General features: G+C 42.4%; 29 protein-coding genes and 1 pseudogene. 11 read left to right on the plus strand and 19 right to left on the minus strand.

The features are described 5' to 3' along the window. Nucleotides 1-310 precede the first annotated feature (310 nt). A pseudogene (locus ABWT76_RS09030) lies at nt 311-1,333 on the minus strand (ABC transporter ATP-binding protein); the annotation flags it as partial. Nucleotides 1,334-2,122: 789 nt separating this feature from the next. On the opposite strand from ABWT76_RS09030, the gene ABWT76_RS09035 reads away from it, so the two are divergent. The 3 genes from ABWT76_RS09035 (at nt 2,123) to ABWT76_RS09045 (ending at nt 3,552) form a co-directional block, all read left to right on the plus strand. Then, nucleotides 2,123-2,443 (plus strand): RNA-binding protein, encoded by a 321-nt coding sequence (locus ABWT76_RS09035; protein WP_054465639.1) that lies wholly within the window; start codon nt 2,123-2,125, stop codon nt 2,441-2,443. Nucleotides 2,444-2,714: 271 nt separating this feature from the next. After that, nucleotides 2,715-3,020 carry a carbon dioxide-concentrating mechanism protein CcmK gene (locus tag ABWT76_RS09040; RefSeq protein ID WP_054465640.1) on the plus strand — a complete coding sequence of 102 codons (306 nt, stop codon included), beginning with the start codon at nt 2,715-2,717 and terminating at the stop codon, nt 3,018-3,020. A 172-nt stretch (nt 3,021-3,192) separates the two neighbouring features. After that, nucleotides 3,193-3,552 carry a carbon dioxide-concentrating mechanism protein CcmK gene (locus ABWT76_RS09045; protein ID WP_054465641.1) on the plus strand — a complete coding sequence of 120 codons (360 nt, stop codon included), beginning with the start codon at nt 3,193-3,195 and terminating at the stop codon, nt 3,550-3,552. Between the two features lie 272 nt (nt 3,553-3,824). Here the strand turns inward: ABWT76_RS09045 and ABWT76_RS09050 are convergent, their stop codons facing one another. Further along, nucleotides 3,825-4,403, minus strand: a complete 579-nt coding sequence (locus ABWT76_RS09050; protein WP_054465643.1) for an RDD family protein — start codon at nt 4,401-4,403, stop codon at nt 3,825-3,827. A gap of 379 nt (nt 4,404-4,782) precedes the next feature. Here ABWT76_RS09050 and ABWT76_RS09055 point away from each other — a divergent pair, with 379 nt between their 5' ends. From ABWT76_RS09055 to yhdJ, 3 genes are all read left to right on the plus strand, one after another. After that, nucleotides 4,783-5,826, plus strand: coding sequence for a succinate dehydrogenase/fumarate reductase iron-sulfur subunit (locus ABWT76_RS09055; RefSeq protein ID WP_054465644.1), 1,044 nt, complete (start codon nt 4,783-4,785; stop codon nt 5,824-5,826). 28 nt (nt 5,827-5,854) lie between these two features. Beyond that, nucleotides 5,855-6,046 carry a chlorophyll a/b-binding protein gene (locus ABWT76_RS09060; RefSeq protein WP_054465645.1) on the plus strand — a complete coding sequence of 64 codons (192 nt, stop codon included), beginning with the start codon at nt 5,855-5,857 and terminating at the stop codon, nt 6,044-6,046. Nucleotides 6,047-6,171: 125 nt separating this feature from the next. After that, nucleotides 6,172-6,960, plus strand: coding sequence for an adenine-specific DNA-methyltransferase (yhdJ, locus tag ABWT76_RS09065; RefSeq protein ID WP_354635976.1), 789 nt, complete (start codon nt 6,172-6,174; stop codon nt 6,958-6,960). 59 nt (nt 6,961-7,019) lie between these two features. On the opposite strand, the gene ABWT76_RS09070 is transcribed toward yhdJ, so the two are convergent. The 15 genes from ABWT76_RS09070 to ABWT76_RS30655 all read right to left on the minus strand — a co-directional run bounded on the left by ABWT76_RS09070 (nt 7,020) and on the right by ABWT76_RS30655 (nt 17,556). Further along, on the minus strand, nt 7,020-7,748 hold the full coding sequence (locus ABWT76_RS09070) for an NgoMIV family type II restriction endonuclease (protein ID WP_354635977.1): 729 nt from the start codon (nt 7,746-7,748) through the stop codon (nt 7,020-7,022). Nucleotides 7,749-7,879: 131 nt separating this feature from the next. Beyond that, nucleotides 7,880-9,052 (minus strand): DNA cytosine methyltransferase, encoded by a 1,173-nt coding sequence (locus ABWT76_RS09075; RefSeq protein ID WP_354635978.1) that lies wholly within the window; start codon nt 9,050-9,052, stop codon nt 7,880-7,882. A 151-nt stretch (nt 9,053-9,203) separates the two neighbouring features. Further along, nucleotides 9,204-9,506, minus strand: coding sequence for a hypothetical protein (locus ABWT76_RS09080; RefSeq protein ID WP_354635979.1), 303 nt, complete (start codon nt 9,504-9,506; stop codon nt 9,204-9,206). A 64-nt stretch (nt 9,507-9,570) separates the two neighbouring features. Continuing rightward, a complete protein-coding gene (locus tag ABWT76_RS09085) occupies nt 9,571-10,281 on the minus strand; it encodes a hypothetical protein (protein ID WP_354635980.1) in 711 nt (236 codons plus the stop codon). 275 nt (nt 10,282-10,556) lie between these two features. Beyond that, nucleotides 10,557-13,217 carry an AAA family ATPase gene (locus ABWT76_RS09090; protein WP_354635981.1) on the minus strand — a complete coding sequence of 887 codons (2,661 nt, stop codon included), beginning with the start codon at nt 13,215-13,217 and terminating at the stop codon, nt 10,557-10,559. A 151-nt stretch (nt 13,218-13,368) separates the two neighbouring features. After that, entirely contained in the window at nt 13,369-13,758 is a 390-nt protein-coding gene (locus ABWT76_RS09095) for a type II toxin-antitoxin system VapC family toxin (protein ID WP_354635982.1), read from the minus strand. Next, nucleotides 13,758-14,210 carry a DUF2281 domain-containing protein gene (locus ABWT76_RS09100; RefSeq protein WP_354635983.1) on the minus strand — a complete coding sequence of 151 codons (453 nt, stop codon included), beginning with the start codon at nt 14,208-14,210 and terminating at the stop codon, nt 13,758-13,760. Before ABWT76_RS09100 ends, ABWT76_RS09095 begins: the two co-directional genes overlap by 1 nt. Nucleotides 14,211-14,304: 94 nt before the next feature. Continuing rightward, nucleotides 14,305-14,544, minus strand: a complete 240-nt coding sequence (locus ABWT76_RS09105) for a hypothetical protein (protein ID WP_354635984.1) — start codon at nt 14,542-14,544, stop codon at nt 14,305-14,307. Nucleotides 14,545-14,639: 95 nt separating this feature from the next. Further along, on the minus strand, nt 14,640-15,470 hold the full coding sequence (locus ABWT76_RS09110) for a tetratricopeptide repeat protein (RefSeq protein ID WP_054465654.1): 831 nt from the start codon (nt 15,468-15,470) through the stop codon (nt 14,640-14,642). Nucleotides 15,471-15,611: 141 nt separating this feature from the next. After that, complete coding sequence (locus ABWT76_RS09115; protein ID WP_231636703.1) at nt 15,612-15,851, minus strand: hypothetical protein; 240 nt, start codon at nt 15,849-15,851, stop codon at nt 15,612-15,614. Nucleotides 15,852-15,961: 110 nt separating this feature from the next. Then, complete coding sequence (locus ABWT76_RS09120; RefSeq protein WP_231636704.1) at nt 15,962-16,258, minus strand: chromate transporter; 297 nt, start codon at nt 16,256-16,258, stop codon at nt 15,962-15,964. A 222-nt stretch (nt 16,259-16,480) separates the two neighbouring features. Further along, nucleotides 16,481-16,723 (minus strand): hypothetical protein, encoded by a 243-nt coding sequence (locus tag ABWT76_RS09125; RefSeq protein ID WP_054465655.1) that lies wholly within the window; start codon nt 16,721-16,723, stop codon nt 16,481-16,483. A gap of 47 nt (nt 16,724-16,770) precedes the next feature. Further along, entirely contained in the window at nt 16,771-17,112 is a 342-nt protein-coding gene (locus ABWT76_RS09130; RefSeq protein WP_354635985.1) for a type II toxin-antitoxin system PemK/MazF family toxin, read from the minus strand. Continuing rightward, nucleotides 17,105-17,296, minus strand: a complete 192-nt coding sequence (locus ABWT76_RS09135) for a hypothetical protein (protein WP_054465657.1) — start codon at nt 17,294-17,296, stop codon at nt 17,105-17,107. The genes ABWT76_RS09130 and ABWT76_RS09135 overlap by 8 nt, the downstream gene beginning before the upstream one ends. 86 nt (nt 17,297-17,382) lie before the next feature. After that, complete coding sequence (locus tag ABWT76_RS30655) at nt 17,383-17,556, minus strand: hypothetical protein (RefSeq protein ID WP_375339731.1); 174 nt, start codon at nt 17,554-17,556, stop codon at nt 17,383-17,385. Here ABWT76_RS30655 and ABWT76_RS09140 point away from each other — a divergent pair. The 3 genes from ABWT76_RS09140 to ABWT76_RS09150 are packed head-to-tail and all read left to right on the plus strand — an operon-like array spanning nt 17,474 to nt 18,267. Continuing rightward, a complete protein-coding gene (locus tag ABWT76_RS09140; RefSeq protein WP_156331629.1) occupies nt 17,474-17,698 on the plus strand; it encodes a hypothetical protein in 225 nt (74 codons plus the stop codon). The genes ABWT76_RS30655 and ABWT76_RS09140 overlap by 83 nt on opposite strands. Before the next feature lie 52 nt (nt 17,699-17,750). Further along, nucleotides 17,751-17,963: a type II toxin-antitoxin system VapB family antitoxin gene (locus ABWT76_RS09145; protein ID WP_017303248.1), complete on the plus strand. Its 213-nt coding sequence runs from the start codon at nt 17,751-17,753 to the stop codon at nt 17,961-17,963. After that, a complete protein-coding gene (locus ABWT76_RS09150; protein ID WP_231636706.1) occupies nt 17,950-18,267 on the plus strand; it encodes a PIN domain-containing protein in 318 nt (105 codons plus the stop codon). Before ABWT76_RS09145 ends, ABWT76_RS09150 begins: the two co-directional genes overlap by 14 nt. 137 nt (nt 18,268-18,404) lie before the next feature. Here the strand turns inward: ABWT76_RS09150 and ABWT76_RS09155 are convergent, their stop codons facing one another. Next, a complete protein-coding gene (locus ABWT76_RS09155) occupies nt 18,405-18,857 on the minus strand; it encodes a hypothetical protein (protein WP_054465658.1) in 453 nt (150 codons plus the stop codon). A 38-nt stretch (nt 18,858-18,895) separates the two neighbouring features. Between ABWT76_RS09155 and ABWT76_RS09160 the strand changes: the two genes are divergently transcribed. Together ABWT76_RS09160 and ABWT76_RS09165 are read left to right on the plus strand one after the other, a co-directional pair. Further along, nucleotides 18,896-19,129: a helix-turn-helix domain-containing protein gene (locus tag ABWT76_RS09160; protein WP_054465659.1), complete on the plus strand. Its 234-nt coding sequence runs from the start codon at nt 18,896-18,898 to the stop codon at nt 19,127-19,129. Beyond that, on the plus strand, nt 19,122-20,015 hold the full coding sequence (locus ABWT76_RS09165) for a BglI family type II restriction endonuclease (RefSeq protein ID WP_054465660.1): 894 nt from the start codon (nt 19,122-19,124) through the stop codon (nt 20,013-20,015). Before ABWT76_RS09160 ends, ABWT76_RS09165 begins: the two co-directional genes overlap by 8 nt. Here the strand turns inward: ABWT76_RS09165 and ABWT76_RS09170 are convergent. Then, nucleotides 20,012-20,911 carry a site-specific DNA-methyltransferase gene (locus ABWT76_RS09170; RefSeq protein ID WP_231636707.1) on the minus strand — a complete coding sequence of 300 codons (900 nt, stop codon included), beginning with the start codon at nt 20,909-20,911 and terminating at the stop codon, nt 20,012-20,014. The genes ABWT76_RS09165 and ABWT76_RS09170 overlap by 4 nt on opposite strands. Between the last annotated feature and the right edge of the window lie 399 nt (nt 20,912-21,310).

Raw genomic sequence — 21,310 nt, forward strand, 5'->3', positions numbered from 1 at the left:
TTTCCGGGGCGTTCGCCTCAGATTTTTCTGACTGAATCTGAGTTTTGGGGGAATTTTTATGAGACGTTTTCTGAGATTTTTTCTCCGGTAGTTGTTTCCCTTTTGCCACAGGTTGTTTATCAACTGGTTGGCGATCGCCTTTTTTAAACCAGTTCCACAAAAACGCCAGAGGATTTGGTCTTTTTTTCGGAGAAGATTCTGTTTCTACCGGCGCATCATCCCACCATCCCAGAGAAGAAGGCAACGGGGGATATTTTTCCTCAACTGCCTGTGAATTCACCTGAGAGAAATCTATCGGAGTGACTGGGTTCTCCGCGATCGGTTCATCCCACCACTCTTGAGAAGAGGGTAAAACGGAAACTTTTTCATCCTGGACATTATTGGCAGGCATATCTGCTGAGGTCAAGCGTAAAAATACATCTTCTAAACTGGTGCCCAGACGTCGCATTTCATACAATTTCACCTCCACCAAAGACAAAATGTTGGCAATTTCTGGGGCGATTTCCACGTCTGGTGCCGTCGTCACGCGCCAGCGATAGCGATTGGCTGGCATATGTTCATTAGACAGCAACTCCACCGCCGTGACCCCAGAGACATCTTGAATTACCTGTTTAATTAGCTGGGGATTTTTGGCTTCTAATTCCACTTCATATGCGGATTTCGCCTGGGTTTGCTCCATCAGATTTTCCAGAGAATCACTGGCCACCACAATCCCGCGATTAATAATCGCCACTTGGGAGCAGGTCATGCTGACCTCTGGCAAAATATGGGTGGATAAAATAATCGTGTGATCTCCCGCAAGGCTTTTAATCAAGTTGCGGACTTCGATAATTTGTCGGGGATCGAGTCCGACGGTGGGTTCATCCAGGATAATCACAGGTGGGTTGTGGACGATCGCTTGAGCAATACCGACCCGTTGACGAAAACCTTTGGAAAGTTTACGAATCGTGACTTGGCGCTTTTCCTCTAAGCCACAGCGGGCGATCGCCTGGTTCACCTGGGTGGGGCGATCGCCAGCGGAAACCCGCTTTAACCGCGCCACAAAATTCAAATATCCCTCCACGGTCATCTCTGGATATAACGGCGGTATTTCCGGCAAATAACCGATTTTTTGCCGCACGGCCATTGAATTCTCATGCACGTCATAACCGGCAATTCTGGCCGTTCCCGTAGTTGCTGGCAAATAGCCCGTTAAAATTCGCATAGTTGTCGTTTTCCCCGCCCCATTGGGGCCGAGAAACCCCAGAATTTCTCCTGGTTCCACCGCAAAGGAGACATCCTGAATTGCGGTGGTCGATCCATAAGTTTTACTCAGATGCTCAACTGAAATCATGGGCGAAATCTGGTTTATGGTTGATCGATCGGTTGCCAGTATAACCAGCGGAAAGTGTCACCAGCGAAAATGGAAATCTCCCTGAAATCCAGGGTTCTCCCACTCTCCGATCATTTTTTCTTCAAAGTATAGACCAATTAGTCGTGACTTGATCGCTTAGATGACCGATCTGATATTTAGTTGCGACTTGTCCTGCATATTCTTGTCCTGCATAATTTTTTATCGCTTCTATGGCGTGAGTCGGTTTGGGACTTACAAATCTGCGGAAAACTGCGATCGCGAAGTCTATGGATTACACTCAAAAGATTCTACTTGATTCATCGGTGAAAACAGTGTTTGAGAATTGCTCCTCAGTGCCATCTAATCGTTGATAGTTATCACCTGACTGCCAGAAATTTTCCCGACTTTAGATATGTCAAAAACCGATTTAACTCAAATCAACCCTCCCGCAATTACCGATCGCACCTCAGATAGATAGCATTGATAACATTGACAACATTGATATTTAAACCAGTTACTTAGAAAACACAGATTTTGGATGGTCAAACCATCACCTTTTGTTTGTTTAGGGTCGAACTCAAAGGCGATCGCCCGCTCCAGGCATCCGTTAACTTTTGTTAAATCTCTTTTACATTGTGTTTGGTGTATCCACAATTATGCTATAATCATCGGTGGTTTATCGATTTCGGTGCCAGATTTTGTTTTCAGTGACAAGCTTTTCGCTAATCGTCTCAACAGGCTGATCTCCGAAATCTCCATCTACAAAACCTTGATTTTTGGAGATAACAGATGTCAATTTATGTCGGCAACTTATCCTACAAAGTAACCTCAGAGGATTTAACTGCCGTATTTGCCGAATATGGAAAGGTGACACGAGTTCACCTGCCCACAGACCGTGAAACCCGACGTATGCGCGGTTTTGGCTTCGTAGAAATGGAGTCAGACGCCCAAGAAGCAGCCGCGATCGATGCCCTCGATGGCGCCGAGTGGATGGGTCGTCAGATGAAAGTGAACAAAGCCAAACCTCCTGAAACCGGAGGATCTTATGGCGGTAGTCGTGGCGGTGGTGGCGGTGGTCGCCGCAAAGACAATTTCTCTCGTCGCAACTAAATACTTCAATTGATCAAATCTTTAAAACAAGAAAATTACTGATTGTCAATTAATATTCAAAAGGGTTCAATCCGTCATGGTTGAGCCCTTTTAATCTTATTGGTCATTGGTGGGGCCCGTACCCTTCCCGTTGCCCGTTCCCCTAACCAATAACCAACAACCAATAAATATAAGATTTTTTCTCAGCTTGATCTGGAAAATTCACATTGCCTCGTACAATTAACTTGGCGGATTGCATGAATATATTGCATGAATATTAGGAGGCTACTGGATGCCAATTGCCGTTGGAGTGATTCAAACCGATGGGTTTCCCCCTGTTTTGGCCGCCGCCGATGCGATGGTTAAAGCCGGGCGAGTCACCTTAGTGTATTATGGCCTAGCGGAAAAAGCCCAGTTTCTGGTGGCAATTCGCGGCCCTGTTTCCGAAGTGAAGGTGGCGATGGACGCTGGAATTGAAGCCGGGAATAAGGTTGGTCCTGACAAGGTACTGACTCATTATATTGTTCCCAATCCCCCAGAAAATATCGTGTCGGTTTTGCCGATTGACTATACGCCTAAGAGTGAACCATTCCGATGATGGGGCAAAATTACGATCGCGATCGTCCTCATCATCCTCATCATCCTCATCGGTGATTTCCTAGAAAATTTTTATCCGTGCGATTGCTACTTCATGTTTTGATAAAAAAAGCAGCGATTAGTTCGTACAATTATTCGTTGGCAACAAGTTCATTGAGTCAGGAGATTTAAAAATGTCCCCACAACAAGCAGTTGGCTCCCTTGAAACGAAAGGGTTTCCCGGTGTTTTAGCGGCAGCCGACGCAATGGTAAAAGCAGGGCGTGTAACCCTGGTCGGTTATCTGCGTTGCGGTTCCGCTCGTTTTATGGTGGTGATCCGAGGAGATGTCTCCGAAGTGAAAACGGCTATGGATGCGGGAATTGCCGCCGCAGAAAATACTTTTGGTTCCGCCTTGGAAAGTTGGGTGATTATTCCCCGTCCCCATGAAAACGTGGTGGCAGTTTTACCGATCGACTTTAGTGCGGATGTGCAAGTGTTCCGGGATGCGGTGGAAGGCATCACAATTCCAGGAAGACCCAGTAATCGGCCTTAGTTTAATTGATTGAGATTACTTTAACTGAGTTAGACTGGGGTGCCAGTAATAGAAACAATTAGCTTTCTTTGCAGATTCATGGCATTGGGAGCATTGCGATTATATCAAGATACCCGTAGGGGCGAAGCATTCGCGGATCTATCTCCACTACAAACCTTGCATTTGTCTACGCGAATGCTTCGCCTCTGCTCCCAGAGAATTTTGGGATATCGATCCCCAGGGCGGGATCTTGGCATCTTTGCCGACAAAGTTAACCGATATTTTTTTGCCAGTTAGTCGTTGCGATTTGAGCGACTCTGGGAAATTTGTTCTAGCCACCTTTGACCTAGGCGATACCATCGTTTTACTTTCAGATCCAAGGAGTAACCACGACGAGTGGCGCAGACGAAAGTCCCGGCAATGCGATCGTGGAATGCTTGCTTGGCAAAGGGATCGGTGTTGACTAGGCTACAGTCGATCGCTAGGGGTAATAAGAGGAATAATCCAATTCCGGATCCGGGGCGAATGTATTCTAAACCGATATAGACTAGAAGCACTTCGATGCCCATTAAGCCTTCTCGTTTAAATAAGTCCACCAGTTCTGGGACTCGGCCAAAACGAGTATCGACTACTTTCATGTCCAAAGCCCAGCGACCTAAGCTTTGGCCTTGATTCATGGTGACTAGAATGATTCGCATTCCTAGCCAGAGGAGCAAAAATAATAAGGCTTCATCAATACCGACTCCCGGTTCACTGCTGGAGGTGGCGAGGGAACTGACTAGGGACACCGCCCAGTAGTCAATGAATAAGGCAGCCCCTCGCCGCCATATCTGAACTTTTGGCAAACGGGCGATCGCTCGGTCATTATCCATAAAATATCCGCTGATCCGGTGAAGGGCGATTGCTAGTCGCTGGGAACCCCAAAAAATTTTTGAACTGAAGTCCGCGACTCAAATTCCTATTGTATGACAGGGATTCTGATGAAGCAACCGCTATATTTGACTATATTTTAATTTTAAATTTGTTTACCTTCGCCGATTTATGGGCGGCGGCTGATGATTTTTTGTTTTGGACGGAAATCGGTTTTACACTAAGAAGTGGTGAAGGCTAGATCTTTTCCAGGAATTCGTGAGGTGGCGCGATTCTAAGAAGCGGCTTCTGAAAGGGAATCGAGATTGCGCCCCTCGGCGAAGGAAAAAATAGACTGGTTGAGGTTTCGCCCGATCCATTGATTTCAATACATAGAAAGCCATGCTAGTCCTGTTTAAGGTCATTCGGCAAAATCAAAACTCCGCCCCCAGAGTTCAGAGTTACACTCTCGACGTGCAACCGGGCAATACCATTCTCGACTGTCTTAATCGGATCAAATGGGAGCAAGATGGCACCCTGGCGTTCCGAAAGAATTGTCGCAATACGATTTGCGGCAGTTGTGGCATGAGGATTAATGGTCGTCCTGCCCTTGCTTGTAAAGAAAATATTGGCGCTGAACTGGAAAGACTGCAAAATATTGCCATTGCCGAGCAAAGTGCCAGGGAAAATGGAACATCTGTGAGTTCCCCCAGTATTCCAGAAATTACGATCACACCAATGGGCAATATGCCCGTGATTAAGGATCTGGTGGTGGATATGACCAGTTTCTGGAATAATCTCGAAGCGGTGGAGCCTTATGTGAGTACGAAGGCGCGTCTGGTGCCAGAACGGGAGTTCCTCCAAACTCCCGAAGAACGCGATCGCCTCAATGATATGGGTAACTGTATTCTTTGTGGTGCTTGTTATTCTGACTGCAATGCCAGAGAGGTGAATCCCAATTTTGTTGGGCCCCATGCTTTGGCGAAAGCTTACCGAATGGTGGCGGATAACCGGGATGCCAAGACCGAAGAGCGCTTAGAAACTTATGATAATTTAGAAAGCGGGATTTGGGCTTGCACCCGTTGCTTTAATTGCAATTCTGCTTGTCCAATGGAAGTGTCTCCCCTGGATCAAATTAGCAAAATTAAAGGGGAAATTCTGGCTCGCAAGGATGCCAGCGCCAGTCGGCCCGTGCGTCACCGCAAAGTGTTGTTAGAACTGGTGAAGCAAGGGGGTTGGGTGGATGAACGGAAGTTTGCGGTGATGGTGATTGGTAACTATTTCCGGGATGTGAAAGGTTTACTGAGTCTGGGACCCGTGGGGTTACGCATGGTGACAAACCGGAAGTTTCCCTTGACTTTTGAACCGTCCGCAGGCACCGAAGAAGTGCGATCGCTGATTTCATCAGTCCAAGAATTAGAATCAAAATCCGATCCAAAAGTTTAGGACGCATTAGGAAACATTAGGAAACATTATGAGTTCAGAAAAACCCTCTAAACCAGCGATCGAAACTGAAGAGTCGGCGATCGAACCAGATCCTGCCTTTGGTTGGAATCTCTATGCCGAACGCATCAATGGCCGATTTGCCATGATTGGGTTTGTCGCACTATTGGTCTTAGAATTCTTCACTCACCAGGATTTCTTTACCTGGGTTGGGTTGCGCTAATTCCGCAGAAAACACCCAGAAACCCGATTTCTTCAAGAAACTTCAAAAAACCCGGTTTCTTTAATAAACCGGGTTTCTGAATATTTTATCTGGTAATCGGTTATAAATTGCTTCAGATTACAATCATGTTTCAGCGATATGAATCCAGCGGGCAGATCATATATCATGGTGAGGCTACCCAGATATTAGCACAAGAAATTACCTCAGAATCTATTGACCTAATTTTTATCGATCCTCCTTATAATATCGGCAAACAATTTGCTAATTTTACTGATAAATGGGCATCGGAAGCAGATTATTTAGAATGGGCTTATCAGTGGCTTGATGAATCCATTCGGGTGTTAAAGCCGAACGGCACTTTATATTTAATGGCAAGTACCCAAGCCATGCCCTATTTTGACCTTTATTTGAGAAAAAAATTAACCATTCTCAGTCGCATCGTTTGGCATTATGATAGTTCGGGAGTTCAGGCCAAAAAATATTTTGGTTCTATGTATGAACCCATCCTGCATTGCGTGAAAAATAAGCAGGACTATGTTTTTAATGGGGATGCGATTAAGGTAGAAGCAAAAACCGGGGCAAAACGCAAGTTAATTGACTATAGAAAAGCGATTCCCACTCCTTATAATAGCGAAAAAGTTCCGGGCAATGTGTGGAATTTTCCTCGCGTCCGCTATCGCATGGCGGAATATGAAAATCACCCATCCCAAAAGCCAGAATCTTTACTAGAAAGAATTATTTTAGCCAGCAGCAATGAAGGGGATTTGATTCTCGATCCTTTTGCCGGGACTTTTACCACTGCCGCTGTAGGGAAGCGTTTAGGACGCTGTTCGATTAGTATCGAGTCTCAGGAGGAATATTTAAAGATTGGTTTAAGACGGGTTTTCGAGGTAGATAAAACCCCGGTTTTTTGAAGGAATTACAGAAACCCGGTTTCTTTAAGAAACCGGGGTTTTTTTCTTAGGCGATCGCGCTAAATTGCTAAATCTAAAGGTAAATCGCTAATGTCCCTTAATCTGTTACCATTTACCAAAATTTTGAGCATCTCTGCCGCATCTTCCCAGTTACCACGATCCACCGCCGCCATTAACTCATAAAGGCCAAAATGGTAAACACAGTCGATATCTCCAGTCCCCAGGGCAATTGAAGCAATTCGACTGGGCAAAGGTTCGGCGGTCACGACGACAATATGAAGCGATCGCCCCTTTCTATTTCTGATTAAGTTCAGTGCTTCTGTGCGGGAATTTTGGCTGCGATCGCTGCGAATTGTCCATTTGCAGGAAATACTGGCATGGAGAAGAGGACTTTGATTATTTTTCTCCCGCAAACTGGCATAAGTCACCGATTCATCGTCTAATAAGTTGCAATTTTTATTGATAAAATTATCAGCTTCTGGCAGGCGAAACAGGACAATATCTGGTGTAATCATGTAATCGCTTCCCAACGCCGCCGCAATTTCTGGATTAGAGCGATCCGCCCGATCCAAAATCAGTAAATGGGCATATTGTTCAAACTGGGAAATAAATAATTTTTGGCGTTTGCCTACTGTCTCTATTTGCCAATTTCCTGGTCTGAGATGATTGATATGAGAAAAACAATCTTTAACGAATTCAAGCACTAGATCCTCAAATAATTTCCCAGATGTTTGTCCAGATACATCTTCTACACTGATGTCACACGAACCCAATATTTGTGTCATCATTTATTGAGCAATTTCACAGCTAATTTTGCTATGTTTATCGGCAAAGCTAGGAACATTTGAATTCCGCAAACGCACAATATTTCTAAGGACATCGTTATGAAATTTTTTTCTTGCTTCAGAAAAATAAGCACTCATATCACCTTCAACTCCTCTGGAAAACGATTATTTTCTAACGGAGCATTTATCCCCACCAATAAACTATACACACAATCGGCAATTTTTGCCGCTAATAAAGGCGGGACTGCATTGCCAATTTGTTTGGCAATTTCTATTTTGCTACCGCAAAATACAAAGTGGTCTGGAAATGATTGTAATCTCGCTGCTTCACGATGGGTGATCGGTCGATGTTGTTCTGGATGTAAGTAACGTCCTTTTTCAGGTTTAAAGAATTCAGTTCTGATAGTGACGCTCGGTTTATCCCACCACAAACGACCAAATAAATCAGTCCCACCGGATTTTTTTCTCAACCAACATTCTGGGGTTAATTCTGGGGCAAGACGTTGTAAGTCAAAGCGGTTCATTCCTTCTTTAGGAATGGCTTGGTAACGGGCTAAACTCAAGGGAGTTGGGTTTCGGCCAAAGTGCAAATTTAATGGTGGGGGAAATTTGTTAATTTCTGTGCTTTCTGGGGCAGGTAAATCAGCGATCGCATCCCTGACCGTTTGCCAATATTTCGGTTTACTCACATAGCCATTATCGCAATCAAACAGGGAAAATAAAACTCTTTCTGCTGGATTATAGTGAGTTTTTAGTGGCGGAAAAAAATGCGCTGGATCTGTAAAACGACAACCAATAATAAAAGCTCTATATCGCAACTGCGGCACTCCAAAATCTGCGGCACATAATTTTTGCCAAGCAAGTTTAAATCCCCTATCATTTGCCTCACGCATTATTTGTTCGTGTTCCCAAGAACCCAATAATTCCGGCACATTTTCCATGACAAATGTGTCAGCATTTGCCCGCTCGACCACTTCCATAAATGGTCGCCATAGTTCTTTTCTTTCGTCAGTTTTGCGCTTTTTATTGAGCAAGCTAAATCCTTGGCAAGGAGAGCCACCGATCACTACATCGGCTTTGGGAATCTGCATTTTTGAATGATTCAAGATATCAACGATATCACCTAAGACACAATGGTTGCCAAAGTTAGCGTTATAGGTAGCAACGGCACTTTTATTATTGTCATTTGCCCAAACAGGTTGAAACTTATCCCTTAAATTAGGGTTGTGAGTGAACCCCAGGGTAAAGCCTCCTGCCCCGGAAAATAGGTCAATGATTCGGTAGCGACAAGTCTGGTTAATTGCCATTAGTTTCAGCGATATAGGTTAATTCGTGATTACATTTTATTTTAGCTTTACGGCGATTTTTTTTCAATTTATGTCATAAGATTATCTATATTTCTCCGATATAAAAAAAGAAACCCGGTTTGGTAGGAGTTACCGGGTTTGTAGGACACGATTAATCAGTTTGTTCAGGATTTTCTGCGGCTAATTCAGATAGCTGCTGATGCATAAACTCTTGAAATTCTCCTAAAGAGGCGATCGTAATTGCCCGCTTATGCAGAATTTTTAGCACTCCCTCATTGTTGATTTGATTAATCGTCTCTACCAAAGACTCTGGCACCGAATCAAATCGAGTTTCCAGAATTTCTATTACAGATTCTCGACCCTTTTCTAGAATTCCTTCTTGCCGTCCTTCGGCCAATCCTTCTTGGCGTCCTTTTGCGATCGCAAAGCGTTCCAGGGGAGTAATGTAAGGCATTTTCGTATCCTCCTCATAATTTGTCATTTCTAAGGTGAAAGATTGCTCCACAGAAACCGGGTTTTTATCCAGCTAGTCTGTTTCGGCATGAGCATCTATTAAAAAACCCGGTTTCTTTAGTCATCATCCAGTTAATTAGGCGAAATAGTTCTAGGATATCTTGACGGCTATAACCTCTTTGATAAAGGCTTTTTGCTACCGTCAGTTTCCATTGTAAACGCCCTTCTGGATTTCGGTGAGTCGCTTGAGTTTTTAAATGTGCCATCACCATCACCGCAAAGGGATTGGTACTCGACTCTAGCATTGACCACTGCGATTCATAATCTAACAATTTCACTACCGGAAACTGTAAGCCCATTTGACTATCCCAAATTTTATACTGATAGTTATTGGGTCGCCAAGAAGGGCGCTCGTCTGCTAAGATGACTAAGGTAGCAACCGGCAGCCGATAGCGGTCAAAAATCCGGTAATTGTAGACGAACATTCTTTCGGCAAAGTCGGATTCATATTGACTTTGGATTTCAATATGCACCAAGATTAAGGTTTCTTTGCCGTCTCGCAGCCAAACTTTTACCAGTTGATCTGCCAGACGTTTTCCTAGTTCCGCATCACGGACTATTTGTTGAAATTCTTTGTCCAGAAATTCATAGCCTTTGTCCCAATCAATGTCTGCGTAAGCTTGAGGAAAAAAGAAGGCAATGAATTGTTCAAAGTATAAGTCCAACGCTTCTTTCCAAGGACTATCATATTCCGCCGTTGCCAGAGAATTATTCATAAATATTAAATCGAAAATTGTCTTTGATATATTTTATAATATATTGAATCTGTTTCGGGTAAATACAATAGTATTTTTATTTAATTTTTTGATTAAAATATAATTACAAAATTACAAATTTTTTCGGTTTTTTGTAAAATTTTAAAAAAATTATACAAAGCCACCGTAGGGACACGGCATTGCCGTGTCCTTGCAGCATTGCTATTTTATAAAATAGTTGTTAAATTGTATAAATTGTCTCTGGGCTTTGGTTCGTTACACTCCGCTTCGCTGCGTTAACGCACCCTACCAACTGGAATATCTTCTAAGCCAAAAGTCATCATAGCTTCGCCGGTGAGATGTTCTCGCAACATTCGGCTTTTTTGCCGTTTTACCATTTTTTCATAGAAGTTGCGGACATCTCGACCATTGCCAAAATTATGGCCTCGATTTTGATACATTTCCATAAATATTTTTTGCAGGGCTTGGGAGACTTCTGGGGGACAAATGCGCTGGGCATTTTCGCAGAAACCGAGAAAGATTTGATGCAGTTCTTCGCCATTATAATCAGGGAATTTGATTTGATCAGCCAAACGAGATTCTAGACCAGAATTGGCTTTTAAAAATTGCGCCATTTCGCGAGAGTATCCTGCGAGAATGACGACGAGGCGATCGCGCTGATTTTCCATCATTGGTACTAAAGTATCAATGGCTTCTCGACCAAAATCATTGCCAGAATCACAGCGAGAAAGGGCATAAGCTTCATCAATAAATAACACTCCATCTAAAGCTTTTGCGATCGCCTCTGTGGTTTTTTGGGCAGTTTGTCCCACATAACCTGCGACTAAATCAGCGCGAGTGACTTCCACAAATTGTCCTTTGCGTAAGATGCCCAAAGCTTTAAAAATTCGCCCCAATAATCGGGCAACGGTAGTTTTTCCCGTCCCCGGATTGCCGGTAAATAATAAGTGTCTAGTTTCCGGTTCATCATCAACGGTTAAACCTGCTTCTCTTAGCCTTTGATTGGCTAATTCGGTTTCGACAATTTCCCGAATTACTGCTTTAACAGAGTATAATCCGGTGAGTCGGTCAAGTTCTTGTAATAATTCCTCAATGCTATCTTGATTTTTTTGTCCTTGGCTGGCGATTTGTTGATAATTTTCCGGTAAATCTATGGGTTTAAATGGTTCAGTTAAGGGGTCAAGGTTTTGGCTGATGACTCGGACAGACCGCCGTTCATCTATTTGATGAAAGAGATTTTCTACTAAGCCCGCATTGCCAAAACTGCGATCGCGATCAAGGTAAAGTTGGGTAAATAGATTATTCAGAGCATTTTCTAACTCTGAAGCGAGAGAAACTTGCACCCGGTTGACCCGTTGGCGGAAAATTTCTAACAACTCCTGGGGGGTGTAATCTTCAAAGATAATTTCTGTGGCTAACCGTCGCCTTAAACCAGGATTAGAGTTCAAAAATTCATCCATTTCTTGCGGATATCCCGCTACAATTACCGCAAGGCGATCGCGGTCATCTTCCATGCGTTTGACCAGGGTATCAATGGCTTCTTGCCCAAAGTCATTGTTTCCCCCTTGGGAGAGGGCATAAGCTTCATCAATAAATAATACTCCATCCATTGCGCGATCGATGATTTCATTGGTTTGAATATTGGTTTGTCCCACATATCCTGCGACTAAATCTCGTCCCCCAATTTCTATCACATGACCCCGTTGTAATAATCCTAAATCGCGATAAATTTCCCCAATTAATCGGGCAACGGTGGTTTTCCCCGTTCCGGGATTACCTTTAAAAATTAGATGCAAGCGTAAGGGTTCGGAGATTTGCCCTTGTTGGCGGCGTTGTTGCTGAATTTGTAGCGATCGCATTCTGCGTTGAATGGCTGATTTAACTCCAGGCAAACCCACCATTGCTTCTAACCGTTCTAAGGCAGGGCGATCGCTCACATCCGCACTTAACCAATGGTGTTTTTTAGCAGTTTCTAGGGAAATTTCTTCACAGTCCGAGAAGCGATCGTACCAATAATTTAACGGGCGATTTTCCGCCGCAATCCAAATAGGTAATTGGGCGCGATCGCCCCAGTTAACTGCCTTGCGGTATTTGAGGCGAAAATAATCTTGTAATGCCCGAATTTCGGTGGCATTGGGGGCAGCCAACCGGACAATATTAAATACCTGGCTGCCGGTTTGGTTTCTATTTTCAGCATAATTTGCCAAAAATGTCAAGCCTATTTGTTGACAAAAATACTGTAATTTGCTGCGGGTTTCGTGATGAAAAATTAAGATACAAATATTGCGATTATTGGGGGGTAAACGAGACCATTCAACGAAGCGACCAAATAGTTCGCGACGGTTGTCAAAGTGGGCTAAGTCTTCCGCATTAGAAAAGATAATCGCTGAAGGTTGTTTTGTGTCTTGAATAACGCTTTCCAAATAGGAGATAATTTGGGTATCTTGGAGGCGTGATGCTCCCCCCGTACTCCCCTTAAAAAGGGGGGAGTTATGGGTTACGGTATTTCCTGGGGAGGGCGGCGTTGCATTCGGGGCGTCAATTATTGGTTTTGAATCAGAGATGGTTTGCCCAAATGCAACGCCCCTACCTTCATTTTTTTTGCCTAAAAGACGGCGTTTTTTGCCCAGGGGTCCTGGGGTGACTTGCATGGTTTTTTCTGGGTTTTCGGTAGGGGTAGATTTTTGATTGGGGGAAGATGGGATGCGAGTGCGATCGCGGGATTCCGCATCGAGAAAATAAAGCTTTTTTACCCCAGAATAAAATAGGATACGCTGATAATTTTGGCTTTTAAGATATTGATGGATAACTTGCTCAATATCTTGTAACAAAAGCTGTGCATTGCAGAATGTGTCGCTAGTGTTGGTTCCGTAAAGCACTAAGAAGCGATCGCCTGCTTTTAAGTTTAATCCTGATGTAACTCTGGCAACAGTCATTATTCTATATATTGTTTCTAGGTGAGATGTAAATAATCAATACGTTGCGTTACGGAGCACGATCAAATTTCGTGGATATCCGATAAATTTTGAATGCCTAATAGACCCTAACATAGTCAACAGTCACTATTATGTAGAATCGCACATTAATTTATATTTTACCATAATCGTTAGAATAAGCATCAAAAGCAGAATCAGCACTCAGAATAGGGATTTCCTCAACCATTGCCTGGGCAATCAGTATGCGATCGAACGGGTCACGATGATGAAAAGGGAGAGTAGCTACCACAAAACTATGGCGTAGTTGAATATCCAAAATTTCAAAATCGTTGATACTTATTTGCCATAATATAAATATCTCAAATGGCAGATTAAAACTCAGTTTTCCGGTACTATGCTTAATCCCCATTTCCCAGATAATAGCTATACTGAGTAGCTTTTCGTTTTGATCATCTTCAATTAATTTTTTTAACCTGTGACTAAGTTTTGGGTTATCAATAACAAACCAAATAAAGGTATGAGTATCTAATAAAAATCTCATTACATATACTCCTGAAAATCTGCGATCGGTTCATCAAAATCATCAGATAATGTCACCATACCTTTGGCACTACCCGCTTTAGACCGACGAGGATCCTTGGGTAACATAGACACTATTTTGATTACAGCAAATTCATTATTTAAAACTAAAGTTTCTGGTAAAATTATCAACACTTCTTCGCCAGCGATCGCCTGAGCGAATAAGTGAGTTAGCGGATTCATAAAGTTATCACCGTTATTCTCAATAAAAAAAACGGGTAGCAAAACGATACCTTTAGCATTATCAAACTGAAAATACCCGAGAGAATTATGTAAACTATTTGGTAGGATTCGCACCAGTTTTAGCAGAGGCTGATTATCATGTGTCATCACCACTTCTTCTTCATCTTTACTAACCACTGCTACCAAGTGATTTAACTGATTTAGCGCTTCATTTATCTCGATTAGTAACATAGTTTTCACCTCTAAGCTAGGGATTATTTTTTTACATTAAGTGATTAATGCAGGAATAACAGGAAATCCTCATAAACATAATAATTGCTGCATTTCACTGGCTTTGATTATTACCCAGTTGCTCTTGAATAAAAACCCAAACAACTTGGGGCAATCCCTTAATCTGATCCACCAAAACTTGTGGCCCGATGCCAAAACATAACTGCAACACCAGCACGATCGCCGCAATCAGAATCGCCGTTTTTACCGTAGTTTTGACAATATTGATCAGTAAAGTAAAGACTAACCAAGAAACCAATAAAGCTGCAATCAACAAAACAATTTGAACGACCATTTATTTAACACCTATTGACAAATAATTTTTGATTTTATATTATCTGTAGAGACGCCAGATTATAATATCGCGTCTCCACTTCGGTTAATTATCCGTTAATTTCTTTGCATTTGTAGCAATTGTATTCGAGTCATTGCTCGTTGATAAAGTTCAGGATTTTGCTGTTGCCTAAAGATTTCCGCCGCTTGTTGGAAATCTCGCATCGCATTGGCGCGATCGCCCTGTAATGCGAAAACACTGCCTCGATTATAATAAGCCGCACCATTACTAGGGTCACGGCCTAAAGCTTGATTTAAATCATTCAAAGCCCGATTAAAATCTTTTAATGCGGCATAAGCTGCGCTGCGACCAATATAAGCTTGGACATAGTTATTATTCAGTTTCAAAGCACGGCTGTAATCATCGATCGCCGCTTCGTGATTTCCTTGGGCTGACTGAGCACTTGCCCGACCAATATAAGCGGGAACAAAACCAGCATCGAGGCGTAACGCTTGGCTATAATCGGCGATCGCGGCTTGCTGATTTCCTTGGGCTGACAACAGATTAGCCCTCGCTTGATACCCTTGCACATAATTAGGATTCAACTGTAGGGCTTGGCTAAAATCTTCAATTGCCCCGCGTACATCTCCTTGACGATATCGTTGTAAACCTCGGTTGACAAAATCTGCCTCGTTTCTTTGAGCAATAATTTGGGCAATAATTTGTGGCGTAGATTGGGCTAAAACCACTGCGGGCATCCCCATAAAAGCCGTGGTGAGGCTGAAAATTGCCACATTCTCCCATATCCGTTTCATCCCTTTACCTCCTGTTTGCACTTCTAGACTTCTATGATAGCGATCGCCTAAACAAACTGCAAGAAGCGGTTCAACCTGCTGTAAAATAAGTAAAATTAAGTTGAACCCAAGCAATAATCGAAGGTACGGCATAACTTAAAATTAGAGCAGAAATATATATTTTTCCATTGGGAAGATTATAAACTGCTAAAAGCTGATATTTGTTATTATAATACCCTATATGCCATGATGTTATTTTGTGGATAGCAACTAGATGGTAAGGTTAAAATATTATTACTGATTATTATTGGTTGCCGATAATGTTTTAGTAACTAACCCAGTGATATTAATTAATCTTCTATATTTAAATATTTTCACAGGCGATGATTGATTATAAGGCATCCAACCTGGGTAGTAAGTGAAATCGCTATTTTCAGTAGTCGCTAAACCTAAATTTGTTTGGGTGGTGGCAACAGTAGTTCCTCCCGTACCGCCATTGGCGATCGCAATGATCAACAGTTCCCGATACTTCACTGCTTTTTCCCCAAGCGCCACAATGCGGTAAAAATCACCGCTAAAACTGCCGATTTGATGCCATATAAAAACTGATAAACTGCGGGTAAGGCGCCAAATTTGACATATCCCTATGCCAAAACTGCCATGATTAATACAGCCGGGAACACAAAACAAGTTCCGGCGACAATTAATCCTAAACCACCGGCATATATATAGCCAACATGAATCGCCATTTCTGTCGAATTTGATCCAGGAATTAAGTTGGTGGCACCTACCAGATCCAGAAATTGTTCTTGGGTTAACCATTGCCGTCGATGAACTACTTCATCTTCCATCATGGCAATATGTGCCGCTGGGCCGCCAAATCCAATAATGCCGAGTTTGAGAAATACTTGTGCGAGTTCTAAGAGTTTAGAGAGGTTCATTTGATTCTTATTTCAAGGGCGATCGCCTGTTGTTCTGTAGTCGGCAAATCATCTTTTTGAGAAGTTTTTCAGCTAGAGTATTCATTACCAAAAATCAGGTTTTAAGGTCAATTCTAATTTTATTTCAAGTTTGGGACTTGGCGTGGGGTTCAGAAACCGGGTTTCTAGCAAAATCTCTGATTTGTAGCAGAAACTCTGGCAGAAACTCGGTTTCTTGAATCCTCAAATCTCCTCTAACCAAGTTTCAATGGCAGATAATAGATTAGATTGATTCGGCGGAAAACCTTTTAACGAGGCTTCTAGGCTAGTTACCCCAGTTTTTGGCAAAAGGCGATTCTCCTGGGTCAACGCTTCGCGATCGCTTCTGGGGTGGGTTGGGTCGGGGTGGAAATTCGCCCCCGAAGAGGATGGCACGGTGGGGGAGGAGGTGGGGCGCGTTTTAGGGTTTTGAGGTGGCGATCGCATTTCCGGCGGGGTGGCGGGTTCCGGGGGGTTTTCCTCTGCGAGAGAGGCTATGTTTTGGGTTCAGTATCCGTGCTTTCTAAGCCTAACCATAAGCGTAAAATTGTTTCAATTTGTGACAACTGCTCTGGATCTAATTCACCTAATTTTTTCAGAAGTTTTGCATGAGGAATGGTAATCAGGTTTTGTACGTCGAAAACTCCGGGCTTGAGAAACCGGGTTTTCATCTCAACTTCAAAACGTGAACCTCTAGGACTGGTGGTGTGCGGAATCAATGTTGTTAATGCTCTATCCTGCATGAGGGCAGGAATACTCACCACAAGACAGGGCCTAACCTTGGCGGTGTAACCTAAATCCGCAAGCCAGACTTCTCCCCGGTTAGGACTACCCATGATCTGCCTCTTGCTCATCTAAGGCTAAAAACAGTTCTTCTGCATTGAGGACTAAATCCTCATCGGTCAAAGGGGGAACGTCAAAATTGATAACGCGCTTGAGTATTTCTGCTGCGATCGCCTGTTGTTCTGTAGTCGGCAAATCATCAAAGTTTTTGAGAATTTCTTGAGCTAGGGTATTCATAACAGTTCAGTCCGCTTCGTTACCCAAAATCAGGTTTTAAGGTCAATTCCAATTTTATCCTAAGTTTCAGGGAGAACCCCAGTTACTTAAATCTCCTCTAACCAGGTTTCGATCGCCGATATCAGATTAGGTTGATTCGGCGGAAAGCCTTTTAACGGGGCTTCTAGGGGTGCGTCCGTGAGGAAGGCTACAGCGATTACCCCGGTCAGTTTTTGGCAAAAGGCGATCGCTTCTGGGGTGGGTTTGGTAGGGGTGGAAATTCGCCCCCGAAGAGGATGGCACCGTGGGGGAGGAGGTGGGGCGCGTTTTAGGGTTTTGAGGTGGCGATCGCATTTCGGCGGGGTCTTCCTCGGGACAAGTGATTTCCCAAATCAGGGGGACATTGAGTCAGAAAAATGTTAATATAAGTAAATCTGTACGACAATAAATCTGAACATAAAATCAACCACTAGCGATGAAAAAGTCCATCGAACTCAATGAAGAATTGGTGAAAGAAGGATTGCGCTTAACCAATATTCAGACAGAACAAGAATTAATTAACTTTGCTTTATCCGAATTAGTCAAAAACCGCAAAAAACGAAATTTACTCGATTTGAGCGGACAGATTCAATTCTCAACAGATTACGACTATAAAGCCTTACGGTTAAACCGAAATGTTTTTGATTGATACATCAGTTTGGATTGCTGTTTTCCGAGACAAGACGGGTACGGTTCGTCAATCTTTATCAGAAATTATTAAGGATCAACCCATTTTGTTGAGCCGATCTACTCAAATGGAACTGTTGCAAGGTTGCCGAGATGAACGTGAGTGGAGGTTATTAGAAACCTATCTGCAAGACCAAGACTATATCGAATCCACTCCTCATACTTGGGTCGCGGCTGCCCGAATTTATTACGATTTACAACGACAGGGATTAACGGTTAGAAGTAGTATTGATTGTTGTATTGCTCAACTGGCGATCGCACATTAGTTGATCTTAATTCATAATGACCGTGATTTTGAGACAATTGCAACCGTAACCAGCCTTAATAGGTTACGCTTTCGACCTGACAATAATTAATTATCAAGTCTCCTCTAACCCTATTCTAACCTAAAAAATGCCAGTCCTCAAATCTCCTCTAACCAGGTTTCAATGGCAGATAAAAGATTAGATTGATTCGGCGGAAAGCCTTTTAACGGGGCTTCTAGGGGTGCGTCCGTGAGGAAGGCTACGGCTACGGTGTCGGTCAGTTTACGGCAAAAGGCGATGAGTTCTGGGGTGGGATGTTCGCAGTTGGTCAGCAGGATGGCTAGTTTGGGTGGGCTGAGGGTGAATTTCAGTTCGTCTAGTTCACCGCAGAGGTCAGCAGGGGTGCTGGGTTTGGGATAGGGTTGATTGGGCAGGGCTTGTTTCCAAATCAGTCTGCACAGGGTTTTGGCGATTTCACTGGGGGCGGTTTCGTCCGCGAGAGGGTGGGCGTTGAGGCAATAAATGGGCAGGTGTTGCAGGGATTCGCAGGTGAGCGTTTTTGCTATATATAGTCTGTAGATATAAAAGTCGCATCTGGGTAAAGTAACCATAAAAGAAACAGCTAAATATAAAATTTCAGCTATCTTGGATGGCCAAGCAATTTTCTGGACTTAATCAACTTGTTGCATCAAATTTAAAAAGGCTAAGAAAAAAATTGGGAATCTCCCAAGAAGATTTCGCGGAAAAATGTGGTTTGCATCGAACTTATATTGGTGCGATCGAAAGAAGTGAACGCAATATTACTTTACAGACTCTGGATAAAATTGCCGAAAGTTTAGGTGTTTCCCCACAGGATTTACTCAAAGATAACTCAGATGTTTAATAAATTTAGAAATTCACAATACTCTATTTACAAGAGAGCCAGAAAATACTTTATACAAAACTATAATCAACTGATCGATATTGAGAAGTTTGTATCGATAAAATTTTATGAAATAGTTAACAATAATCTTCAACAGATAGTCAGTGATTTCAATGAGGCCAGCAATCTTTATCCGTTTTGGCAAAACTATCCACCGGACGACAGAGGTAGATCCCCCATAGGCGATCAGTATCCCTGGATAGAAGTTGGTGAACACACTATTGGATACAAATTACCAAGACTTTTAGAACCTTATTTTCGTATTCGAGATATTGGTTTACCTAGTGGTTCTGATCTGAGGCTAGTTCTTACGCATTCAGAAATTAATAAACTTACAAATAGTTTTACAGATACTTGTTGGTTATTTCTGGATATTAAGTCGGTTGGACCTAGAGACGATCAAAACCATGCTGTAATGTCACCAAATCAGATTTCCGGCAGTGGTAGATGGGATTCTGCGGATAGTGGTGTTGTTAATGATGTGATAGTTGCAAAGGGTAAACGAAAAAGTCAAGCTTTTTATTGTAGCATTCCTCCAATTTATATTCTCAGCGATGGAACGATGATCCCAGTTATCATACTGATCGTCAAACCTGTATACAGAATGTTATCCCTTGAAGAAAATTCAAAAGATGGAGGACAACCACTGGGGAGAATTAGCTTGGCAACAGTTCCCAATGGACTCCTCTTGCAAGAAAATCCCAACTATTTACAGCAATATCCTAATTTGTTCTTCCCAGGGAAAGATGATCGAAGCACAAATTATCTAAAAAAGCGTTGTAGAATTAGTTTTGACGTTTTAAAATCTATAGACAATTGGAGATTTAAAGAAATTGTTTTACCCTAAGCAAGATTTAGCTGTAGCTGCACAGGTTTTAGCGTTTTTATGCGATCTTCCGCTAACTTAACATACGCAGATTCTTTTTCTATGCCTATGTATAAACGATTCGTTTTAATGGCAGCTACAGCAGTGGTGCCACTCCCCATAAATGGATCGATTACCAAATCACCTTCTGAACTGAACAAGCGAATTATGCGTGTGGCTAATTCCTCTGGAAATTTTGCTTCATGATCGTCATTGTTTCTAACACTATTGATGTGCCAAACTCCCCTTGACCCCCAATCTTTCCACTCTTGTTCAGAAAGCTTTCTTCTATCAATCACATACTCACCTGGTTTCCAATATATATATATATCTTCATACTCACTGACTGCCTTTAGTGTGTTGTTTGTCCACTGACTATTTGCCCATGCGGGATCTTTTAACCAAACTCGTTTGTCATACAAATAAATTCCTACATCTTGAGCATACTTTTCCAGGTAATGACCTACTAGCTTCACTCTCGTCTGAGTCTGGTGTTTGCCACCGCGAATATTGTTTCCGTTTAATCTTCTGTCAATGGTTTGTTCACTACAGCCTAGCAAGTTTGCTAACTGATAACGATTATAATTAGGATATTTGTTGATAGCTTCTATTACCATATCTCTTGTTACTTGGCATTTTTGTCTAGAAATATTTAGGGCTTGTATTTTAGGCATATTTTCATCTTTAAAACATAAAATATCTGCAATATTTATCACCATAAAACCTCCTGGTTTTAAAATTAAATGATGGTTATATATGACTTTTTTTAGCATAATTTGCCAAGATTCAAATGTTTCATTTTTTTCATATTTTTTGCCCACAAAGTATGGAGGAGACCATAAACTAAGAGCGACACTATCAGGCTCAATTTCAAGCATTTTCTGCTCCGATCTCCCGTAATAAATTGCATTGGGTGTTAGATATTGCATATTTTTATGTCCCGTCATCGCTTAAATGCTATAGAAAATCATTATTGTTGTCAAGTTTTTTGTTCGGGTGTGAGTCCGGTCATATCAATAGTTTAAGTCATTTTTAGCTGGGGGCTAGGGTTTGCCGGTATTTTAGCTGAGTCAGAAACCGGGTTTCTTTTCAAATCTCTGCAAGGCAATCAAAAGAGCCGCATAAACCCCGTTTTTTGGCGGTAACTAAGAAACCGGGTTTTTTAATTTAAGTTTGGGTTAGTAGCAAAAATTATCGCCGTAACCCGGTTTCTGGTCGGGGAATCGGATATATTACTTAAAATACTTGGTATTCCCATCGATCGCATCTAAGTAGGT

It is taken from the genome of Planktothricoides raciborskii GIHE-MW2, assembly GCF_040564635.1.
Classification (GTDB): domain Bacteria; phylum Cyanobacteriota; class Cyanobacteriia; order Cyanobacteriales; family Laspinemataceae; genus Planktothricoides; species Planktothricoides raciborskii.

Bases quoted from the DNA above. Each gene is read 5' to 3' on its own strand.
- ABWT76_RS09130 (WP_354635985.1), bottom strand. From the start codon at position 17,112: ATGGGTAGTCCTAACCGGGGAGAAGTCTGGCTTGCGGATTTAGGTTAC.
- ABWT76_RS09170 (WP_231636707.1), bottom strand. From the start codon at position 20,911: ATGCTTGAAATTGAGCCTGATAGTGTCGCTCTTAGTTTATGGTCTCCT.
- ABWT76_RS09035 (WP_054465639.1), top strand. From the start codon at position 2,123: ATGTCAATTTATGTCGGCAACTTATCCTACAAAGTAACCTCAGAGGAT.
- ABWT76_RS09060 (WP_054465645.1), top strand. From the start codon at position 5,855: ATGAGTTCAGAAAAACCCTCTAAACCAGCGATCGAAACTGAAGAGTCG.
- ABWT76_RS09120 (WP_231636704.1), bottom strand. From the start codon at position 16,258: ATGAACCTCTCTAAACTCTTAGAACTCGCACAAGTATTTCTCAAACTC.
- ABWT76_RS09100 (WP_354635983.1), bottom strand. From the start codon at position 14,210: ATGTTACTAATCGAGATAAATGAAGCGCTAAATCAGTTAAATCACTTG.
- ABWT76_RS09040 (WP_054465640.1), top strand. From the start codon at position 2,715: ATGCCAATTGCCGTTGGAGTGATTCAAACCGATGGGTTTCCCCCTGTT.
- ABWT76_RS09150 (WP_231636706.1), top strand. From the start codon at position 17,950: ATGTTTTTGATTGATACATCAGTTTGGATTGCTGTTTTCCGAGACAAG.
- ABWT76_RS09125 (WP_054465655.1), bottom strand. From the start codon at position 16,723: ATGCGATCGCCACCTCAAAACCCTAAAACGCGCCCCACCTCCTCCCCC.
- ABWT76_RS09070 (WP_354635977.1), bottom strand. From the start codon at position 7,748: ATGATGACACAAATATTGGGTTCGTGTGACATCAGTGTAGAAGATGTA.
- ABWT76_RS09145 (WP_017303248.1), top strand. From the start codon at position 17,751: ATGAAAAAGTCCATCGAACTCAATGAAGAATTGGTGAAAGAAGGATTG.
- ABWT76_RS09095 (WP_354635982.1), bottom strand. From the start codon at position 13,758: ATGAGATTTTTATTAGATACTCATACCTTTATTTGGTTTGTTATTGAT.
- ABWT76_RS09055 (WP_054465644.1), top strand. From the start codon at position 4,783: ATGCTAGTCCTGTTTAAGGTCATTCGGCAAAATCAAAACTCCGCCCCC.
- ABWT76_RS09090 (WP_354635981.1), bottom strand. From the start codon at position 13,217: ATGACTGTTGCCAGAGTTACATCAGGATTAAACTTAAAAGCAGGCGAT.
- ABWT76_RS09075 (WP_354635978.1), bottom strand. From the start codon at position 9,052: ATGGCAATTAACCAGACTTGTCGCTACCGAATCATTGACCTATTTTCC.
- ABWT76_RS09050 (WP_054465643.1), bottom strand. From the start codon at position 4,403: ATGGATAATGACCGAGCGATCGCCCGTTTGCCAAAAGTTCAGATATGG.
- ABWT76_RS09105 (WP_354635984.1), bottom strand. From the start codon at position 14,544: ATGGTCGTTCAAATTGTTTTGTTGATTGCAGCTTTATTGGTTTCTTGG.
- ABWT76_RS09085 (WP_354635980.1), bottom strand. From the start codon at position 10,281: ATGAATAATTCTCTGGCAACGGCGGAATATGATAGTCCTTGGAAAGAA.
- ABWT76_RS09045 (WP_054465641.1), top strand. From the start codon at position 3,193: ATGTCCCCACAACAAGCAGTTGGCTCCCTTGAAACGAAAGGGTTTCCC.
- ABWT76_RS09110 (WP_054465654.1), bottom strand. From the start codon at position 15,470: ATGCCGTACCTTCGATTATTGCTTGGGTTCAACTTAATTTTACTTATT.
- ABWT76_RS09160 (WP_054465659.1), top strand. From the start codon at position 18,896: ATGGCCAAGCAATTTTCTGGACTTAATCAACTTGTTGCATCAAATTTA.
- yhdJ (WP_354635976.1), top strand. From the start codon at position 6,172: ATGTTTCAGCGATATGAATCCAGCGGGCAGATCATATATCATGGTGAG.
- ABWT76_RS09080 (WP_354635979.1), bottom strand. From the start codon at position 9,506: ATGCCTTACATTACTCCCCTGGAACGCTTTGCGATCGCAAAAGGACGC.
- ABWT76_RS09155 (WP_054465658.1), bottom strand. From the start codon at position 18,857: ATGGTTACTTTACCCAGATGCGACTTTTATATCTACAGACTATATATA.
- ABWT76_RS09135 (WP_054465657.1), bottom strand. From the start codon at position 17,296: ATGAATACCCTAGCTCAAGAAATTCTCAAAAACTTTGATGATTTGCCG.
- ABWT76_RS09165 (WP_054465660.1), top strand. From the start codon at position 19,122: ATGTTTAATAAATTTAGAAATTCACAATACTCTATTTACAAGAGAGCC.